The 15,147-nt window shown below is 62.6% G+C and carries 12 protein-coding genes and 1 pseudogene; 9 read left to right on the top strand and 4 right to left on the bottom strand.

Annotated features, from left to right (window positions below):
• Positions 1–131, top strand: a pseudogene (locus ACIROY_RS20020) (succinyl-CoA--3-ketoacid-CoA transferase); the annotation flags it as partial.
• Positions 132–223: 92 nt separating this feature from the next.
• Here the strand turns inward: ACIROY_RS20020 and ACIROY_RS20015 are convergent.
• Positions 224–1,963, bottom strand: coding sequence for a chloride channel protein (locus tag ACIROY_RS20015; RefSeq protein WP_402278978.1), 1,740 nt, complete (start codon positions 1,961–1,963; stop codon positions 224–226).
• Between the two features lie 277 nt (positions 1,964–2,240).
• Between ACIROY_RS20015 and ACIROY_RS20010 the strand changes: the two genes are divergently transcribed.
• Positions 2,241–2,579 carry an STAS domain-containing protein gene (locus tag ACIROY_RS20010; RefSeq protein ID WP_402278980.1) on the top strand — a complete coding sequence of 113 codons (339 nt, stop codon included), beginning with the start codon at positions 2,241–2,243 and terminating at the stop codon, positions 2,577–2,579.
• A 44-nt stretch (positions 2,580–2,623) separates the two neighbouring features.
• On the opposite strand, the gene ACIROY_RS20005 is transcribed toward ACIROY_RS20010, so the two are convergent.
• Positions 2,624–3,265, bottom strand: coding sequence for a glutathione S-transferase family protein (locus ACIROY_RS20005; RefSeq protein ID WP_402278982.1), 642 nt, complete (start codon positions 3,263–3,265; stop codon positions 2,624–2,626).
• Positions 3,266–3,468: 203 nt separating this feature from the next.
• Between ACIROY_RS20005 and ACIROY_RS20000 the strand changes: the two genes are divergently transcribed.
• The 4 genes from ACIROY_RS20000 (at position 3,469) to panE (ending at position 6,405) form a co-directional block, all read left to right on the top strand.
• On the top strand, positions 3,469–4,029 hold the full coding sequence (locus ACIROY_RS20000; RefSeq protein WP_402343602.1) for a TetR/AcrR family transcriptional regulator: 561 nt from the start codon (positions 3,469–3,471) through the stop codon (positions 4,027–4,029).
• Positions 4,030–4,252: 223 nt separating this feature from the next.
• The gene (locus ACIROY_RS19995) at positions 4,253–5,053 is read left to right on the top strand and encodes an SDR family NAD(P)-dependent oxidoreductase (RefSeq protein ID WP_402278986.1); all 801 of its coding nucleotides are present in this window, start codon (positions 4,253–4,255) and stop codon (positions 5,051–5,053) included.
• A gap of 12 nt (positions 5,054–5,065) precedes the next feature.
• Entirely contained in the window at positions 5,066–5,470 is a 405-nt protein-coding gene (locus tag ACIROY_RS19990) for a helix-turn-helix domain-containing protein (protein WP_116435922.1), read from the top strand.
• Positions 5,471–5,472: 2 nt separating this feature from the next.
• Positions 5,473–6,405 carry a 2-dehydropantoate 2-reductase gene (panE, locus tag ACIROY_RS19985; protein ID WP_402343599.1) on the top strand — a complete coding sequence of 311 codons (933 nt, stop codon included), beginning with the start codon at positions 5,473–5,475 and terminating at the stop codon, positions 6,403–6,405.
• A gap of 61 nt (positions 6,406–6,466) precedes the next feature.
• Here the strand turns inward: panE and ACIROY_RS19980 are convergent, their stop codons facing one another.
• Positions 6,467–7,960: an efflux transporter outer membrane subunit gene (locus tag ACIROY_RS19980; RefSeq protein ID WP_402343596.1), complete on the bottom strand. Its 1,494-nt coding sequence runs from the start codon at positions 7,958–7,960 to the stop codon at positions 6,467–6,469.
• A 190-nt stretch (positions 7,961–8,150) separates the two neighbouring features.
• Here ACIROY_RS19980 and ACIROY_RS19975 point away from each other — a divergent pair, with 190 nt between their 5' ends.
• Positions 8,151–9,260 carry an HlyD family secretion protein gene (locus ACIROY_RS19975; protein WP_402343593.1) on the top strand — a complete coding sequence of 370 codons (1,110 nt, stop codon included), beginning with the start codon at positions 8,151–8,153 and terminating at the stop codon, positions 9,258–9,260.
• Between the two features lie 2 nt (positions 9,261–9,262).
• The gene (locus tag ACIROY_RS19970; protein ID WP_402343590.1) at positions 9,263–10,849 is read left to right on the top strand and encodes a DHA2 family efflux MFS transporter permease subunit; all 1,587 of its coding nucleotides are present in this window, start codon (positions 9,263–9,265) and stop codon (positions 10,847–10,849) included.
• 31 nt (positions 10,850–10,880) lie between these two features.
• Here the strand turns inward: ACIROY_RS19970 and ACIROY_RS19965 are convergent, their stop codons facing one another.
• Positions 10,881–11,747 carry an oxygenase MpaB family protein gene (locus tag ACIROY_RS19965; protein ID WP_402343587.1) on the bottom strand — a complete coding sequence of 289 codons (867 nt, stop codon included), beginning with the start codon at positions 11,745–11,747 and terminating at the stop codon, positions 10,881–10,883.
• 159 nt (positions 11,748–11,906) lie between these two features.
• Between ACIROY_RS19965 and ACIROY_RS19960 the strand changes: the two genes are divergently transcribed.
• Complete coding sequence (locus ACIROY_RS19960; protein WP_402343584.1) at positions 11,907–15,137, top strand: efflux RND transporter permease subunit; 3,231 nt, start codon at positions 11,907–11,909, stop codon at positions 15,135–15,137.
• The last annotated feature ends 10 nt before the right edge of the window (positions 15,138–15,147 follow it).

Below are 15,147 nucleotides of genomic sequence, written 5' to 3'. Positions count from 1 at the left end.
GCATCATCACCGATCTGGGTGTCATTGACGTGACGCCGGGCGGCCTGAAGCTGATCGAGCTGGCCACGGGCGTGACCAAGGAAGACGTGATCGCCAACACCGAAGCCGAACTCGACGTCAGCGCAGTGTAATTCACAAAGTTTGTTCTGCGTTCTCTTCGGAGAGCGGACGGCACAGGGGTCGAAGCCTGTGCCGTTTTTTATGCGCGTTTGATACTTGTGGGTCAGCGCCGCGCCAATCGTTCGCGCACGTGCTCTTCATGGAACACCGTGTGGGCCGGCTTGACCAGATCGCTGCGGCTGACGATGCCGATCAGCTGCAGCGATGATGCGTCGGCTACGACCGGCAGGCGTTCAACGTGATGCGCCGCCATGCGCCGCGCAATCGACTGGCAGGTTTCGATGGGGAAGGCGAGCAGGGAAGTGGACGGCGCCAGCAGTGCGCCGATCGGCGTCGCGCCTTCATGTTTATCGAGATGCGCGAGCAAGGTGCCGCGATCCAACATGCCGACCAATTTCCCATGAGTATCGCAGACCGGAAACGCCCGGTGCCGTTGCGTCGCACCGAAGTAGGCCGAAGCGATGTCGTCCAGGCTGAGCGAGGCGGGGATCGTCACCGCGTCGCGCGTCATCACTTCTTCCACGAACATGCGTTCTTGCGGATCGACGCTGTATTCGCGATAGATGTGCAGGCCGCGTCGCGCGATCTTTTCCGTCATGATGGAGCGGCGCATGACCAGCACCGTGAAGCCATAGGAAATCCCGGTCGCCAGCAGCAGCGGCAGGAAGGCGTTGAAGTCGCCCGTCAGTCCCAGCGCAAACACCGCCGCCGTCAGCGGCGCGCCGAGCACGCCGGCCAGCACCGCCGCCATGCACACCAGCGGCCACAGGGTCGGATCGCTGCCGGGGATCACGTAGGCGATCGCAGTCCCGAGTCCCGCGCCCAGCATCAGCAAGGGCGCCAGCACGCCGCCGGAGGTGCCCGAGCCGAGTGCAATTACCCAGATCACTGCCTTGACCGCCAGCAAGGCCAGCACCGCCGACATCGCCAGATGATGGTTGAGCAGATCGGCGATGACATCGTAGCCCACGCCCAGCGCGCGCGGCTCGAAGTAGCCGCCGATCCCGACCGCCACCGCGCCCAGCGCTGGCCACCACATCCAATGCAGCGGCAAGGCATGGAAGCGATCTTCGATCCAGTACAAGGCGACCGACATTGCCGATGACAGCGCGCCGCTCAGCAGGCCGGCGACGATGCACACCAGCAGCGCCGACAAGCCGACCGGATCGGTATGCAGCGGAAACAGCGGTCCCGGTTCCAGCAGCAGCGGTCGGGCGAAGCCGGCCACCGCGCACGCCAGGATGACCGGCAGCAAGCTGCGCGGCCGCCATTCGAACAGCAGCAGTTCCACCGCCAGCAAGACGGCCGCAACCGGTGTGCCGAATACTGCCGTCATGCCGGCTGTCGCGCCTGCAACCAGCAGGGTCTTGCGCTCCGCCGCGCTGACATGAAAGTGCTGCGCGATCAGCGAGCCGATGGCGCCGCCGGTCATGATGATCGGTCCTTCGGCGCCGAACGGTCCGCCGCTGCCGATCACGATGCCCGACGCCAGCGGTTTGAGCACCGCGACCTTGGCGGACATTTTGCTCTTGCCGAACAGGATGGCTTCGATCGCTTCCGGAATGCCGTGACCGCGGATCTTGTCCGAGCCGAAGCGGGCCATCAATCCGACGATCAGCCCACCAATGACCGGCACCATCACCACCGCCATTCCCAATGTGTGGGTGGCAGGCGAGCGATCCGCAAAAGACAGCGTCTGGAAGAAAAAAAGATTGGTAAAAAAATGAATCAGGTTCAGCAGCACGAAGGCGGCGACGGTACTGATGCCGCCGATCACGACGGCAATACCGGCAAGGAAAAGTACGCGGCGGTCGAGGCCGAAGTCACGTTGGTGGCGGCGCATGAGGAATTCGGAAAGGGGAAAAAGGACAACGGCATCCAGGAAAACGGGTGCCATGAAATATATCACATTGTGATGTATTTAATGAATTCGAGCAAAGAAACGATTTTGTACTGACATTGTTTCTAGGTTTGATGCGGAATGTTTTCGCAATGCGACACTGATGAAATCGAGTTACAAAGACAGGACGAACGCTGGTAACGATTGGTAACTATTCGCGGCATCCGGTTACATGAGGCGCGTTCATAATACAAAGCCCTCACAACCGATGGAAGACACCATGAAGCTGGAGACCAGCCAAAATGACGGCGTGATGATCGTACGCGCCAACGGCCGTCTGGACGCCAACGGCGCAGGCGAATTTATGGTTCAGTTACGCGAACAATGTGATGGTACGGCGAAAAAACTGATCCTCGACTTCAGCGGCCTGACCGAACTCGGATCGGCGGGCTTGCGCGTGCTGTACCTGCTCAGCAAAAAAGCGCAAGGCGCACGCGATTGCTTGCTGGTGGCCGGCATGCGCCCGAGCGTGCGCGACGTGTTTGAAGATACCGGCTTTGTCGCGCTGTACAAAGTCGTCGATACCGTCGAAGAATGCCTGGACGCCAGCCACGCATGATGCGCAGGATGCACCCCGTGCATCCCTTGCCCTTGCAGAACTGCCTACGCCACCAGCGGCGTGGCCGTCATCGGGACGAACTTCGGCAGGCTCTCGATGCGTGCGATCCAGGCGCGCACGTGGGTGTACGCTTCGAGGCTGACGCCGCCTTCGGGCGCATGCGCGACATAGCTGTAGCAGGCGACGTCGGCAATCGTCGGACGTGTTCCCACCAGGAAGCTGCGGCCGGCCAAATGCGCATCCAGCAGTTGCAGCAGCGCCGTCGCCTTCTGGGTCGCCAGGGCGTAATCGTGCGGTGCGCCGAACACCTTCACCAGGCGCGCCTTGCCGGGGCCTTCCAGTACTTCCCCCGAGGCCAGTGACAGGAACTGCTGCACGCGCGCCGCATCGGCGGGATCGGATGGCAGCCAGCCAGATTCGCCATATTGCTTCGCCAGATACACCAGGATGGCGGTCGAGTCGTACAGCGTGATGTCGCCGTCCTCGATCACCGGTACTTGGCCGCGCGGATTCTTGGCGAGGAAACTCGCCTCTTTCTGCGCTTTGTTCGGCAAATCCACGTAAATGAACTCGTAAGGCAGGTCCAGCAGCGTCAGGAACAGCTGGACGCGATGGCTGTGACCGGACAGCGGAAAGCCGTACAGGCGGATGGGTTGGGCAGGTTGTGCGACTGGAGGGGTAGGCATTGGAAAACTCCTGAAGGTGACGGTGCAGAACGAGAAAAATCCGGAAGTCCGGTAATTATTCCAAACGTTGTACCGAACGATCGGTACAATAAACAATCGAAAGTAGACTGTCAAATAAATCTATAATCCTTGAAACGCAAAACAACGCCGCCACCTGCCCGGTGCAGCCGCCAACGACGTTGCCTCTCAACGAAGTCATATTTATGCCCGCGCCCACCCTGTCCCGAGACGAAGTCGTCCAACGCATCCTCGCCGAATTCCGTCGCTCGGGTTATCAGGGCGCGACCCTGGCGAGCCTGTCGGAAGCGACTGGCCTGGGCAAGTCCAGCCTCTATCACTACTTCCCCAACGGCAAGGCCGACATGGGCGAAGCAGCGTTGCAAGCCGTAGGCGTGTGGATCGGTGAAAACGTCCTGCCGGCATTGAGTGAATCCGGCTCGCCGGAAAAGCGACTGAAGAAATTCAGCGCCGGCCTCAGCGAGTTCTACGCCAAGGGTTCCAGGCCCTGCCTTACCGACTTGTTCACCATCGGCGAAGCCGGCGAGCTCTATCAGCAATACCTGAAGCAGCGCCTCGGCAATCTGATCAAGGCGCTGGCGGCCGTCGTCACCGAAACAGGGATCAGCGCGGAAGAGGCGACCCGCCGCGCCGAAGACGCCATGATCACGCTGCACGGCTCACTGGTCGTCTCGCGCGCGTTGGGCAGCACCGCACCGTTCACGCGCACCATGCGCAATTTTCCGGCCGTCCTGCTCGGACAATAATCCGCACCCACCCTCTTTAACTTACCCTCCGGCGCTGATGCGCAGCCGCCGGGTATCGAATAGCGAATATCGGTATCAGGTGCCGGCTGCCGCGCGCCATTAGGCATTCCCTATCGTTCCGATTGAAATGATGAACTTGCTTGACATTCGGCTAGTTACTATTATCATGAAAGTAACTGGCCGAATCGTCGGGCATTACCCCTCACCCTTTCTGGAGAACATCATGAGCAACACAAACAACAAGCCCGGCACCGCCCTCATCACCGGTGCCTCGACCGGCATCGGCGCTACCTACGCAGGCCGCCTGGCGCAACGCGGCTATGACCTGATCCTGGTGGCGCGCGACGTCAAGCGCCTGGAAACCCTGGCCGAACGCCTGCGCAAGGAAACTTCGGTCAAGGTCGACGTCCTGCCCGCCGATCTGGTCAACAAGGCCGACCTGCTGAAAGTCGAGCAACGCCTGCGCAGCGACGCCTCGGTGACGATGCTGGTCAACAACGCCGGCATGTCGATCTCGGGTGAACTGGCCGACGGCAACGTCGACCAATACGACGCCATGATCCAGCTCAACATCACCGCCGTCTTGCGCCTCGCCGCAGCGGTCGCGCCCGGCTTCATCGCGCGCAAGGGTGGCACGCTGATCAACGTCGCCTCGGTGCTGGCGCTGGCGCCTGAACTGTTCAACGGCGCCTACAGCGGCACCAAGGCCTTCGTCCTGAACCTGAGCCAATCGTTGCAAAAGGAACTGGGCAATCACGGCGTGCGCGTGCAGGCCGTGTTGCCGGGCGCCACCCGCACTGAAATCTGGGAACGTTCCGGCACCGACATCGCCAACCTGCCGGCCGAAATGCTGATGGAAGTGGACGATCTGGTTGACGCCGCCTTGTCGGGTCTCGACCTGGGCGAACAAGTCACGATTCCATCGCTGCCTGACGTCGGCCAATGGGAAGCGCTGACTGCAGCGCGCCAGGCCCTGGCACCGAACCTGTCGCTCAGCAAGCCCGCCACGCGCTACCTCAAGTAAGCCGATCCGCGCATGCGTCACAAATGCATAGCTGATGAAGAATGCCCCGTTGCTTGCACACTGCAGATGGTGGGCGAGTGGTGGAGCATTCTGATTCTGCGCGATTGCCTGCGCGGATTGACCCGCTTCGACCAGTTTCAGAAAAATCTGGCAATATCCCCCAACATGCTGACGCGCCGACTGCAGACACTGGTCGACGCCGGCCTGCTGGAGCGGCGTCAATATTGCGAACATCCGCCACGCCACGAATACATCCTGACCGAACGCGGTCGCGATTTCCGCATCGTGATCGCGGCGATGTACGACTGGGGCAGCCGCAATCTGCCGATCGAAGGACAGGCGGATTCGCCGCGACCTTCATCGCTGCCGGGCGAGGATGCCGAACGCTATTTGCAGGGAAAAAACGAGGAGATCTAGCAATGCGAATTCTGGTAGTGGGAGCCGGCGCAGTCGGTGGATATTTTGGCGGCCGCATGGTGGCGGCGGGACGCGACGTGACCTTCCTGGTGCGTGAGAAACGCGCACAACTGTTGGCGCAGAACGGCCTGCAAATCAAGAGTCCGGTCGGCGACCTGAGCTTGCCCAATCCGCCCACCGTGTTGAAGCAAAATCTGCAGCAAGCCTATGACCTGGTCATCCTGAGCTGCAAGGCCTACGATCTGGGCGACGCCATCGAGTCCTTTGCCGCCGCAGTCGGACCGGACACGATCATCCTGCCACTGCTCAACGGCCTGCAACATCTCGACGTGCTGGCCGCGCGTTTCGGCGCAGAGAAAATCCTGGGCGGGCAATGCGTCATCGCCAGCACCGTCGACACCGATGGCGCCATCCTTCATCTGAATACTTTCCACGGCATGACCTTCGGCGAGCGCGACGGCGCGGCATCGTCGCGCGTGCAGGCGATTGAGCAGCAACTCGCAGGGGCCGGCTTCGACGTCAATGTCAGCACCGCCATCCTGCAATCAATGTGGGAAAAATGGATCATGCTGGCGTCGCTGGCCGGCAGCACCAGCCTGATGCGTTCCAACATCGGCGACATCATGCAGGCGGCCGGCGGGCTGGAATTCGTCAGCGGTTTGCTCGATGAAGCCAGCGGCGTTGCTACCGCCAACGGTCATGCGCCGGGCGGGCCGTTCTTCGAACGCACGCGCAAGATGCTGACCGAGGCAGGGTCGACACTGACCGCGTCCATGTTCCGGGACATCGGCAACGGCGCACGCATCGAAGCCGATCACATCATCGGCGATCTGCTGCGCCGCGGCCGTGAAGCGGCAGTCAAAACTGACTTGCTGCAAATCGTCTACACCCATCTCAAGACCTACGAGGCGCGTCTGCTGAACCAGCCGGCCTGATCGCCCATCATCACGAAATGCACGCGCCTTCAAATGAGGCGCATGTATTTCTATCTACCATCTACCATCCACCACCCAGCGAACGGAACGTCGACACCGCTGCACGCGCATCGTCGGCGCGCACCTGCGCCAGCTGGTCGCGCGCATGCAGCAGCAGGCGGTCTTCTTCCAGCACTTCGGTCAGGCTCAGTACGCCGCCCTGATACGCATCCTGCGCCGCACTGCGTGCGCGCTGTCGCGCGGCGACCTCATCAGTCAGCTCGGCGCTTTGTTTCTCAAGTTGCACCAGCGTCACGATGGCGTTCTCGACGTCTTCAGTGGCGCGCAGAATCGATTGCCGATAGCGCGCCAGCGCTTCCTGGTTGACGCCTTTGGCGCGCGCGACCTCGGCGTCGATGCGGCCGAAGTCGAAAAGGCGCCAGCGCAATCCCAACGCCGCCTGCGGCTGAAAGCTGTCGGCGCTGAACAGGCCGGCCGCGCCCAGGCTCTCAAAACCGAGCAGGGCCGACAGCGACAACTTCGGGTAGTACTCGGCCATGGCCACGCCGATGCGCGCATTCGACGCCGCCAGCTTGCGTTCGGCCGCCAGCACGTCGGGGCGGCGGCGCAACAATCCCGCGCTGCCGTCGGCAACGCTGATGGCCGGCACCGCGATATTATCGGTCGCGCCTGCATCCAGTTCGCGCGCATAGGTTCCGGGTACCGCGCCCATCAATACGTCGAGGCGATTGAGCTGGCGTTCGAGTTCGGTGCGCAGCGGCGGGATGCCGGCGCGCGCCTGCGACAATTGCGCCTGCGCCAAAGCATCTTCACGTTGATTGGACAAGCCGTCGTGCAAACGCAACTTCACCAGCCCCAGCAACTTGTCGCTGGTCTGCACCTGGTCTTCGGCAATGCGGATGCGTGACTGCGCGCTGCGAATGCGGAAGTAGGCGTCTGCCGCTTCAGCTGCAATCGAAATGCGCACGCCTAGGTGATCCGCCTCGGCGGCGTCGCGCTCGGCATCGGCCGCTTCGACGCCGCGCTTGAGCGAGCCCGCCAGGTCGGTTTCCCAGCTGGCGCCGACGCCGACGTCATACAAGGTCTGGGTGCGCTGATAGCCGGGGAAGCTGGATGCGATCTTGCCCAGCGGGCTGTTGAGCGACTGGCGCTGGCGTCCCGCTTGCGTATCCAGGCCGACCTGCGGCAGCCGCTCGGCGCCGGCGTGACGCGCCACTGCTTGCGCCTGCTCCACGCGCGCCAGCGAGGCGGCCAGGTTGAGGTTCTGCTCCATCGCGCGCTGCACGATGCTGCTCAATATCGGATCGTTGAAGCCGGTCCACCACTGTTCGAGTTGCGGCATTGATGCCGAAGGTGCGTACGTTGCCGATGTTGCCGGGCGTTGTTCCAGCAACGACGCGTTGTGGAAGGCGCCGGTCGTCACCGCCGGCGCCTGGTAATCCGGGCCGCTGGCGCAGGCCGTCAAGAAGAGTCCCGCCGCCAGCGCCACCGCCGTCAGGCGTGCCGTGCGCAGTGCGGTGCCTGCAGTGATGCCTCTATATGTGCTGTCGCCCATGTCGCTTCCCCTAAACAAGTGTCGGATGTCGTGTTTTAAAAAGTTACTTGCAAAATGATAGTGTCTAGTTTAATCTAACTATCAAAATGAAAGCAACTAGCAATCTCAAAAATTTTCGCAGTAAAAAAATGCCGCAAGGCGACATCCATCGGGCGCAAGACAGACACTAGAGAAGGACTGGGGCAACAAGATGACAACGCAAGTAACTACAGCAGTCGGCGGCAACGAAGCCAATGGCGCAGCGCCGAAGGGCAAAAAGAGATTCGTCAAATTCGCAGTGCTGGCGCTGGTCCTGCTGGCCGCAGCCGTCTATCTGATTTACTGGTTTGCCGAAGGCCGCCATTGGGAGCACACCGATGACGCCTACGTCGGGGGCGACATCACCGTGATCGCGCCGAAGGTGTCGGGCAACATCGTCAAGGTGCTGGTCACCGACAACCAGCGCGTCAAGGCCGGCGACCTGCTGATCAAGATTGATGACCGCGATTACGTCGCGGTGCTGAACAAACTGGACGCCGCAGTGCAGGCGCAGCAAGCCGCGCTGGCCAACATCGACGCCGAGCGCCGCCTGCAGGAAGCGGTGATTGAGCAGGGCAAGGCCGGTGTCGCCGCCAGCAATGCCGACCTCACCCGCACCCGCGACGACCAGACGCGTTATCAGAGCCTGTCGTCCAAGGCGGCAGTATCGGTGCAGAGCTTCCAAAAAGCCGACGCCGACTACAAGCAGGCGCAGGCCAACGGCCAGAAGGCGCAAGCAGGCCTGGTAGCCGCGCAACGCCAGCTCGATGTGCTCGCCACGCAAAAGCAGAAGGTCCAGGCGGCCATGCAGCAAGCCATCGCCGAACGTAATCTGGCGCAGCTGAATGTCGGCTATACCGAATTGCGCGCGCCGGTCGACGGCGTCGTCGGCAACCGCCGCGCGCGTCTGGGGGCGTATGCCGCCACCGGCGCGCAGTTACTGTCAATCGTGCCGGCGGAGGGATTGTGGGTCGACGCCAACTTCAAGGAAAGCCAGATCGCCCATTTCCAGGCCGGCATGACAGTGAAGATCAAGGCCGACGTCTTGCCCGGTGAAACCTTCCAGGGCCATGTCGCCAGCATCGCACCGGCAACCGGCGCGCAGTTCAGCATCCTGCCGGCCGAAAACGCCACCGGCAATTTCACCAAGATCGTCCAGCGCGTTCCCGTGCGCATCCTGCTTGACGGTGAAGCCGCCCGTCTGGGCAAGCTGCGTCCGGGCTTGTCGGTGACGGCGGAAGTGGATGAGCGCACAGGCAACTCCAACAGCAACCGGAGCTGAGCATGAGCGCTGCTGCCACGGGGGCCCTGGCATCGCCCGGCGAGCTCACGCAAAAAGCCAAGATCCTCGCCTTCGCCACCATGTGCGTCGGCATGTTCATCGCCCTGATCGACATCCAGATCGTGTCGGCTTCGCTGGCCGACATCGGCGGCGGCTTGTCGGCAGGCGCCGATGAAACCGCGTGGGTGCAGACCAGCTACCTGATCGCCGAGATCATCGTCATCCCGCTGTCGGGATGGCTGGCGCGCGTCATGTCGACGCGCTGGCTGTTCAGCGCCTCGGCGGTCGGCTTCACCATCGCCAGCATGCTGTGCGGCCTGGCGTGGGACATCAACAGCATGATCTTCTTCCGCGCGCTGCAAGGCTTCCTCGGTGGCTCGATGATCCCGATGGTGTTCACCTCGGCGTTCTTTTATTTCTCCGGGCATCAGCGCGTGATCGCTGCGGCGACCGTCGGCGCGTTGTCTTCATTGGCGCCGACGCTCGGACCAACCGTGGGGGGCTGGATCACCAGCAACTATTCGTGGCACTGGCTGTTCTTCATCAACCTGGTGCCGGGGATTTTTGTCGCGGTGGTGGTGCCGATGCTGGTGCGCATCGACAAGCCGAATCTGTCGCTGCTCAAGGGCGCCGACTATCTTGGCATGATCCTGCTGGCAGCCAGTCTCGGCTGTCTGGAATATTCGCTGGAAGAAGGGCCGCGGCTGGGTTGGCTGGGCGACGACATCATCAGGACCACCGTGTGGATTTCCATCGTTGCCGGCATCGGCTTCATCTGGCGCAGCCTGGCGTACGACAACCCGGTGGTCGACCTGCGTGCGCTCAAGGATCGCAACTTTGCACTCGGTTGTTTCTTTTCCTTCGTCACCGGCATCGGCATCTTCGCCACGGTCTATCTGACGCCGGTGTTCCTGGCGCATGTGCGCGGCTTCAGCGCGCTCGACATCGGCCTGGCGATCTTTGCGACCGGCCTGTTCCAGATCTGTGCGATTCCGTTCTATACCTATCTGGGACGGCGCGTCGATCTGCGCTGGCTGATGATGTTCGGCATGGCCTGCTTCGCGCTGAGCATGTGGAACTTCACGCCGATCACGCACGACTGGGGCTGGCGCGAGCTGTTGTTGCCGCAAGCCTTACGCGGTTTCGCGCAGCAGTTCGCGGTGGCGCCGGTAGTGACGCTGACCTTGGGCGCGCTCAAGCCCGAGCGCCTGAAGCAGGCCTCGGGTTTGTTCAACCTGATGCGCAACCTGGGCGGCGCGATCGGCATTGCGGTGTGCGGCACCATCCTCAACGATCGCACCAACCTGCATTTCCTGCGCCTGGCGGAACATCTCAACAGCGCCAATGAATCGATGAACAATCTGCTGCAAAACACCGGCGCCAACATGCTGGCATGGGGACTCGACGGCGGCAGCGCGCCGACCGGCGCCTTGCAGCAATTATGGAAGCTGACCATGCGCGAAGCGCAGACGCAGACTTTCGCTGATGCCTTCCTCGCGGTAATGGTGTGTTTCCTGGTGGCGATCGTGCTGATTCCGCTGATGCACAAAGTGGCGCCGCCGAAAGCGCCGTCAGCCGACGCCCACTAAGCCGGTTCGTTAGTCGATGCGTTAATCCGGATCAGCCGGCCATGCGATCGCGAGCAAGCTGGGCGGAGCTCTGACGCACTGCCCAGCGCACCGGCATGGCAGCGATGCCGACGGCACGCTGCAGCAGTGCCCGCTGCAGCGGCCGCAACGGCGTCATCCCCAGTTGTTGCTTGGCCCAGTCGGGCAGCAAGTCCACGCCGGCGCGCGTCATCAGGCGCGTGAACGGCAACGCCAGCGCATTCGGCGCCGGCGCATTCAACACCAGCTCGACCGTTTTGAGCGTGCGCTCTTCGCAGCGCAACTGCGGGCGCATGCTCTCTATATAAGTTTCCAGATCTTTCAGATTGCGCGGCACGTCGACGGCGCCGAGCTTCTCCGCAACCAGCGCAATTTCATCGAGGTAGCGGTTCTGCATCGCCAGGCTGAAGTCCGGATTGCGATAGCGCACGTACGCGCGCAGGAAGCACCACACTTCCGCCGCATGCACCCACGTCAACAGCGCCGGATCGTCGGCGGCATAGGCCCGGCCGTCGGCCGCAACACCGCGTACACTGGCGTGGATGCGACGTACGCGCTCGATCAGGCGTTCGGCGTCGGCGCTGCTGCCGAAGGTCGTCCCGGCGATGAACTGCGCAGTGCCGCGCAAGCGGCCAAGCATGTCTTGCTGAAATGTGGAATGATCCCACACGCCTGCCAGCGGCAGCGGGTGCAGCATCTGCAATAACAGCGCACTGACGCCGCCGATCAGCATCGATGTGAAGTCGCTGTGCACCTGCCAGCAGGGTGAATCCGGACCGAACAGGCCGGGATCGCCCTTGGGCAGCCGGAAGTCCGGACTGCCGGGTGGGCGGCTGATGCTGATGACGCTGGCTTCGATGCGGGTACGCAGTGCTTCCATGGGACTTCTCGCAGGACGGAATGCCATGGTAAGGCTTTTGTCAGTTAGCTGCAGCAGCGTGGTAAATAAGCAGAAAAGGGCTGGATGGCCCAAGAGTAGTGGCTTTAAAGCAAATTATTCTGAGTATAATAAAAGTCTTATTTCAGGGAACCAAAGTACATGTCAATGGTCGAGTTGGCGCTGCGTCGCCCTTACACCTTTATTGTGATGGCGATGCTGATCGTGCTGTCCACGCCGCTCGTGCTCATGAAAATGGCGACGGACATTTTCCCGGAAATCAATATCCCGGTCATCAGCATCATCTGGAATTACAACGGCCTGTCCGCCCAGGAAATGGGGCAGCGCATTGCCTCCCAGAATGAGCGCGGCCTGACCACCGTGGTCAGCGACATCGAACACATCGAATCGCAATCGCTGGCCGGCGTTGCCGTGATCAAGGTGTTCTTCCAGCCGACCGCCAACATCCAGAACGCCATCGCCCAGACCGTCGCCTCGGTGCAGTCGCAACTGCGCCAGCTGCCGCCCGGCATCACGCCGCCGCTGGTGATCAAGTATTCCGCTTCCAGCATTCCGGTCATGCAACTGGCGCTGTCGAGCCCGACGCTGCCCGAGCAATCGCTGTTCGACGCCGCCGTCAACACGCTGCGCCCGCAACTGATCACGATCCCGGGCGTCGCAGTGCCGTTCCCATACGGCGGCAAGACACGCCTGATCTCGGTCGACCTTGACACCCAGGCGTTGCAGGCGCGCGGCCTGTCGCCGGTCGACGTGGTCAACGCCGTCAACACGCAAAACCTGATCCTGCCGTCCGGCACCGCCAAGTTCGGCGCCACCGAATACACGGTCAAGATGAACGGCTCGCCGGAAGCGGTGGCCGGCCTCAACGACCTGCCGGTGCGCACCAGCAACGGCGCCACCACCTATCTGAAGGACGTCGCCTACGTGCGCGACGGCTTCTCGCCGCAGACCAACGTGGTGCGCCAGGACGGCGTACGCGGCGTCCTGTTGTCGGTGCTGAAGAACGGCGGCGCCTCTACGCTGGACATCGTCAACAACCTGCGCGCGCTGCTGCCGCAAGCGCAGCAGACCATGCCGGCCGACGTCAAGATCACGCCGCTGTTCGACCAGTCGCTGTTCGTGAAAGCAGCCGTCAAGGGCGTGGTCGCCGAAGCGCTCATCGCCGCCGGCCTGACCGCGGCGATGGTGCTGCTGTTCCTTGGCAACTGGCGTAGCACGCTGATCATCGCATTGACGATTCCGCTGTCCATCCTGGCCTCGATCCTGATCCTTTACATGCTCGGCGAGACGCTCAACCTGATGACGCTGGGGGGCCTCGCGCTCTCGGTCGGCATCCTGGTCGACCAGGCCATCGTGACGATTGAGAACATCGAGCGCCACATGCACATGGGCAAGCCGCTGCATGATGCGATCATTGTCGGCGCCGGTGAAATCGGCGTGCCGGCCTTCGTCTCGACCGTGTGTATCTGTATCGTGTTCGTGCCGATGTTCTTCCTGTCGGGCGTGGCGCGCTTCCTGTTCGTGCCGCTGGCCGAAGCGGTGGTGTTCGCGATGGCGGCGTCGTACATCCTCTCGCGAACGCTGGTGCCGACGCTGGTGATGCTGCTGATGGGTGGTGTCCATGGGGCGGAGGGTGGTAACAGCGGCGGCAAACCGAGCCTGCTGCAACGTCTGTACCGTGGCTTCGACAGCCGCTTCGAACACGTGCGCCGCGCCTACACGCTGGTGCTGTCGTCGCTGCTGTCGCATCGCCGTCGCTTCGCTCTGGCCTTCCTCGGTTTCTGCGTGCTGTCGTGCCTGCTGTATCCCTTCCTCGGCCGCGACTTCTTCCCCAACGTCGACGGCGGCCAGATTCGTCTGCACATGCGCATGCCGACCGGCACCCGCATCGAGGAAACCGCGCGCGCCGCCGATCAGGTTGAAGCGGCCATCCGCGAAATGATCCCGGCCCACGAGCTGGAAACCATACTCGACAACATCGGCGTTCCGAACAGCGGCATCAATCTTTCGTACAGCAACGCCGGCACCATCGGCACGCTGGACGGTGAAATCCTGATGTCGCTGCATGAAGACCATCGCCCGACCGAGCAACTGGTCAGCATGCTGCGCGCCGAATTACCCAAGCGCTTCCCGGGCATCGAGTTCTTCTTCCAGCCGGCCGACATCGTCACGCAGATCCTGAACTTCGGTTTGCCCGCCGCGATTGACGTGCAGTTCACCGGTCCCAACCTGCAGCAGAACGCCGAGTTGGCGGCGCAGCTGACCAAGCAGATCCGCCAGATTCCCGGCGCGGTCGACGCCCACGTGCATCAACGCCTCGACGGTCCGGCGCTGGACATGCAGATGGATCGCACGCGTCTGCAGCAGTTCGGCCTGTCCGCCGCCAACGTCGGCCAGAACGTCCTGATCGCGCTGTCCGGCAGTTCGCAGACGACGCCGGCTTTCTGGCTCAATCCGCAAAACGGCGTGGTCTACAATGTCGCCGTGCAGTCGCCGCAATATCGCGTGGATTCGCTCGATGCGCTGCTCAATATTCCGGTCGGCACAGGCGGCGCCGCTACCGCGACCGGCGCACCGACCAACACGCAATTGCTGGGCAACCTGGTGGACGTGAAGCCGGCCCGCCAGCAGGCGATTTCCTCGCGCTACAACATCCTGCCGGCCATCGACGTCTACGTCAGCGTGCAGGGCACCGACCTGGCCAGCGTCGCCGGCAAGGTAGAGAAGCTGGTCGCGGAAATGCGTCCGAAACTGCCGCGCGGCAGCCAGATAGCCGTGCGCGGCCAGGTGCAGACCATGCAGTCCTCGTTCATCGGGCTGGGCGTCGGCCTGGCGATGGCGATCGTGCTGGTGTACCTGCTGGTGGTAGTGAACTTCCAGTCGTGGATCGATGCGGCGATCATCATCGCCGCCTTGCCTGCTGCGCTGGCCGGCATTGCCTGGATGCTGTTCATCACCGGCACCACCTTGTCGGTGCCGGCGCTCACCGGGGCCATCATGACCATGGGGGTGGCGACCGCCAACAGTATTCTGATCGTCTCGTTTGCACGCCAGCGCCGCGAAGAGGGCGCCACGCCGCTGGCCGCCGCGCTCGAGTCCGGCGCCACGCGCATCCGGCCGGTGCTGATGACGGCGCTGGCGATGATCATCGGCATGATTCCGATGGCGCTTGGCCTGGGCGAAGGCGCGGAACAGAATGCGCCGCTCGGACGCGCCGTGATCGGCGGTCTGATCTTCGCCACCGTATCGACTTTATTCTTCGTTCCCGTCGTTTTCGCGGGCGTTCACCAACGACTGGCGCGCCGCAAAGAAGCGCGCCAGCAACACGGGCACGGACCGGCCGACCAGCCGCCTCAGCCTCAGCAGCCGTAACAGGAGATTT

The sequence above is a fragment of the Herbaspirillum sp. NPDC101396 genome (genome assembly GCF_044767365.1).
Taxonomy (GTDB): Bacteria; Pseudomonadota; Gammaproteobacteria; order Burkholderiales; family Burkholderiaceae_D; genus Herbaspirillum.
Note: the sequence above shows the minus strand (reverse complement) of the source record. Positions and strands in the feature narration are given on the sequence as shown.

Bases quoted from the DNA above. Each gene is read 5' to 3' on its own strand.
- panE (WP_402343599.1), top strand. From the start codon at position 5,473: ATGCGAATTCTGGTAGTGGGAGCCGGCGCAGTCGGTGGATATTTTGGC.
- ACIROY_RS19970 (WP_402343590.1), top strand. From the start codon at position 9,263: ATGAGCGCTGCTGCCACGGGGGCCCTGGCATCGCCCGGCGAGCTCACG.
- ACIROY_RS19990 (WP_116435922.1), top strand. From the start codon at position 5,066: ATGCGTCACAAATGCATAGCTGATGAAGAATGCCCCGTTGCTTGCACA.
- ACIROY_RS19965 (WP_402343587.1), bottom strand. From the start codon at position 11,747: ATGGAAGCACTGCGTACCCGCATCGAAGCCAGCGTCATCAGCATCAGC.
- ACIROY_RS20005 (WP_402278982.1), bottom strand. From the start codon at position 3,265: ATGCCTACCCCTCCAGTCGCACAACCTGCCCAACCCATCCGCCTGTAC.
- ACIROY_RS19960 (WP_402343584.1), top strand. From the start codon at position 11,907: ATGTCAATGGTCGAGTTGGCGCTGCGTCGCCCTTACACCTTTATTGTG.
- ACIROY_RS20010 (WP_402278980.1), top strand. From the start codon at position 2,241: ATGAAGCTGGAGACCAGCCAAAATGACGGCGTGATGATCGTACGCGCC.
- ACIROY_RS20000 (WP_402343602.1), top strand. From the start codon at position 3,469: ATGCCCGCGCCCACCCTGTCCCGAGACGAAGTCGTCCAACGCATCCTC.
- ACIROY_RS20015 (WP_402278978.1), bottom strand. From the start codon at position 1,963: ATGCGCCGCCACCAACGTGACTTCGGCCTCGACCGCCGCGTACTTTTC.
- ACIROY_RS19995 (WP_402278986.1), top strand. From the start codon at position 4,253: ATGAGCAACACAAACAACAAGCCCGGCACCGCCCTCATCACCGGTGCC.
- ACIROY_RS19975 (WP_402343593.1), top strand. From the start codon at position 8,151: ATGACAACGCAAGTAACTACAGCAGTCGGCGGCAACGAAGCCAATGGC.
- ACIROY_RS19980 (WP_402343596.1), bottom strand. From the start codon at position 7,960: ATGGGCGACAGCACATATAGAGGCATCACTGCAGGCACCGCACTGCGC.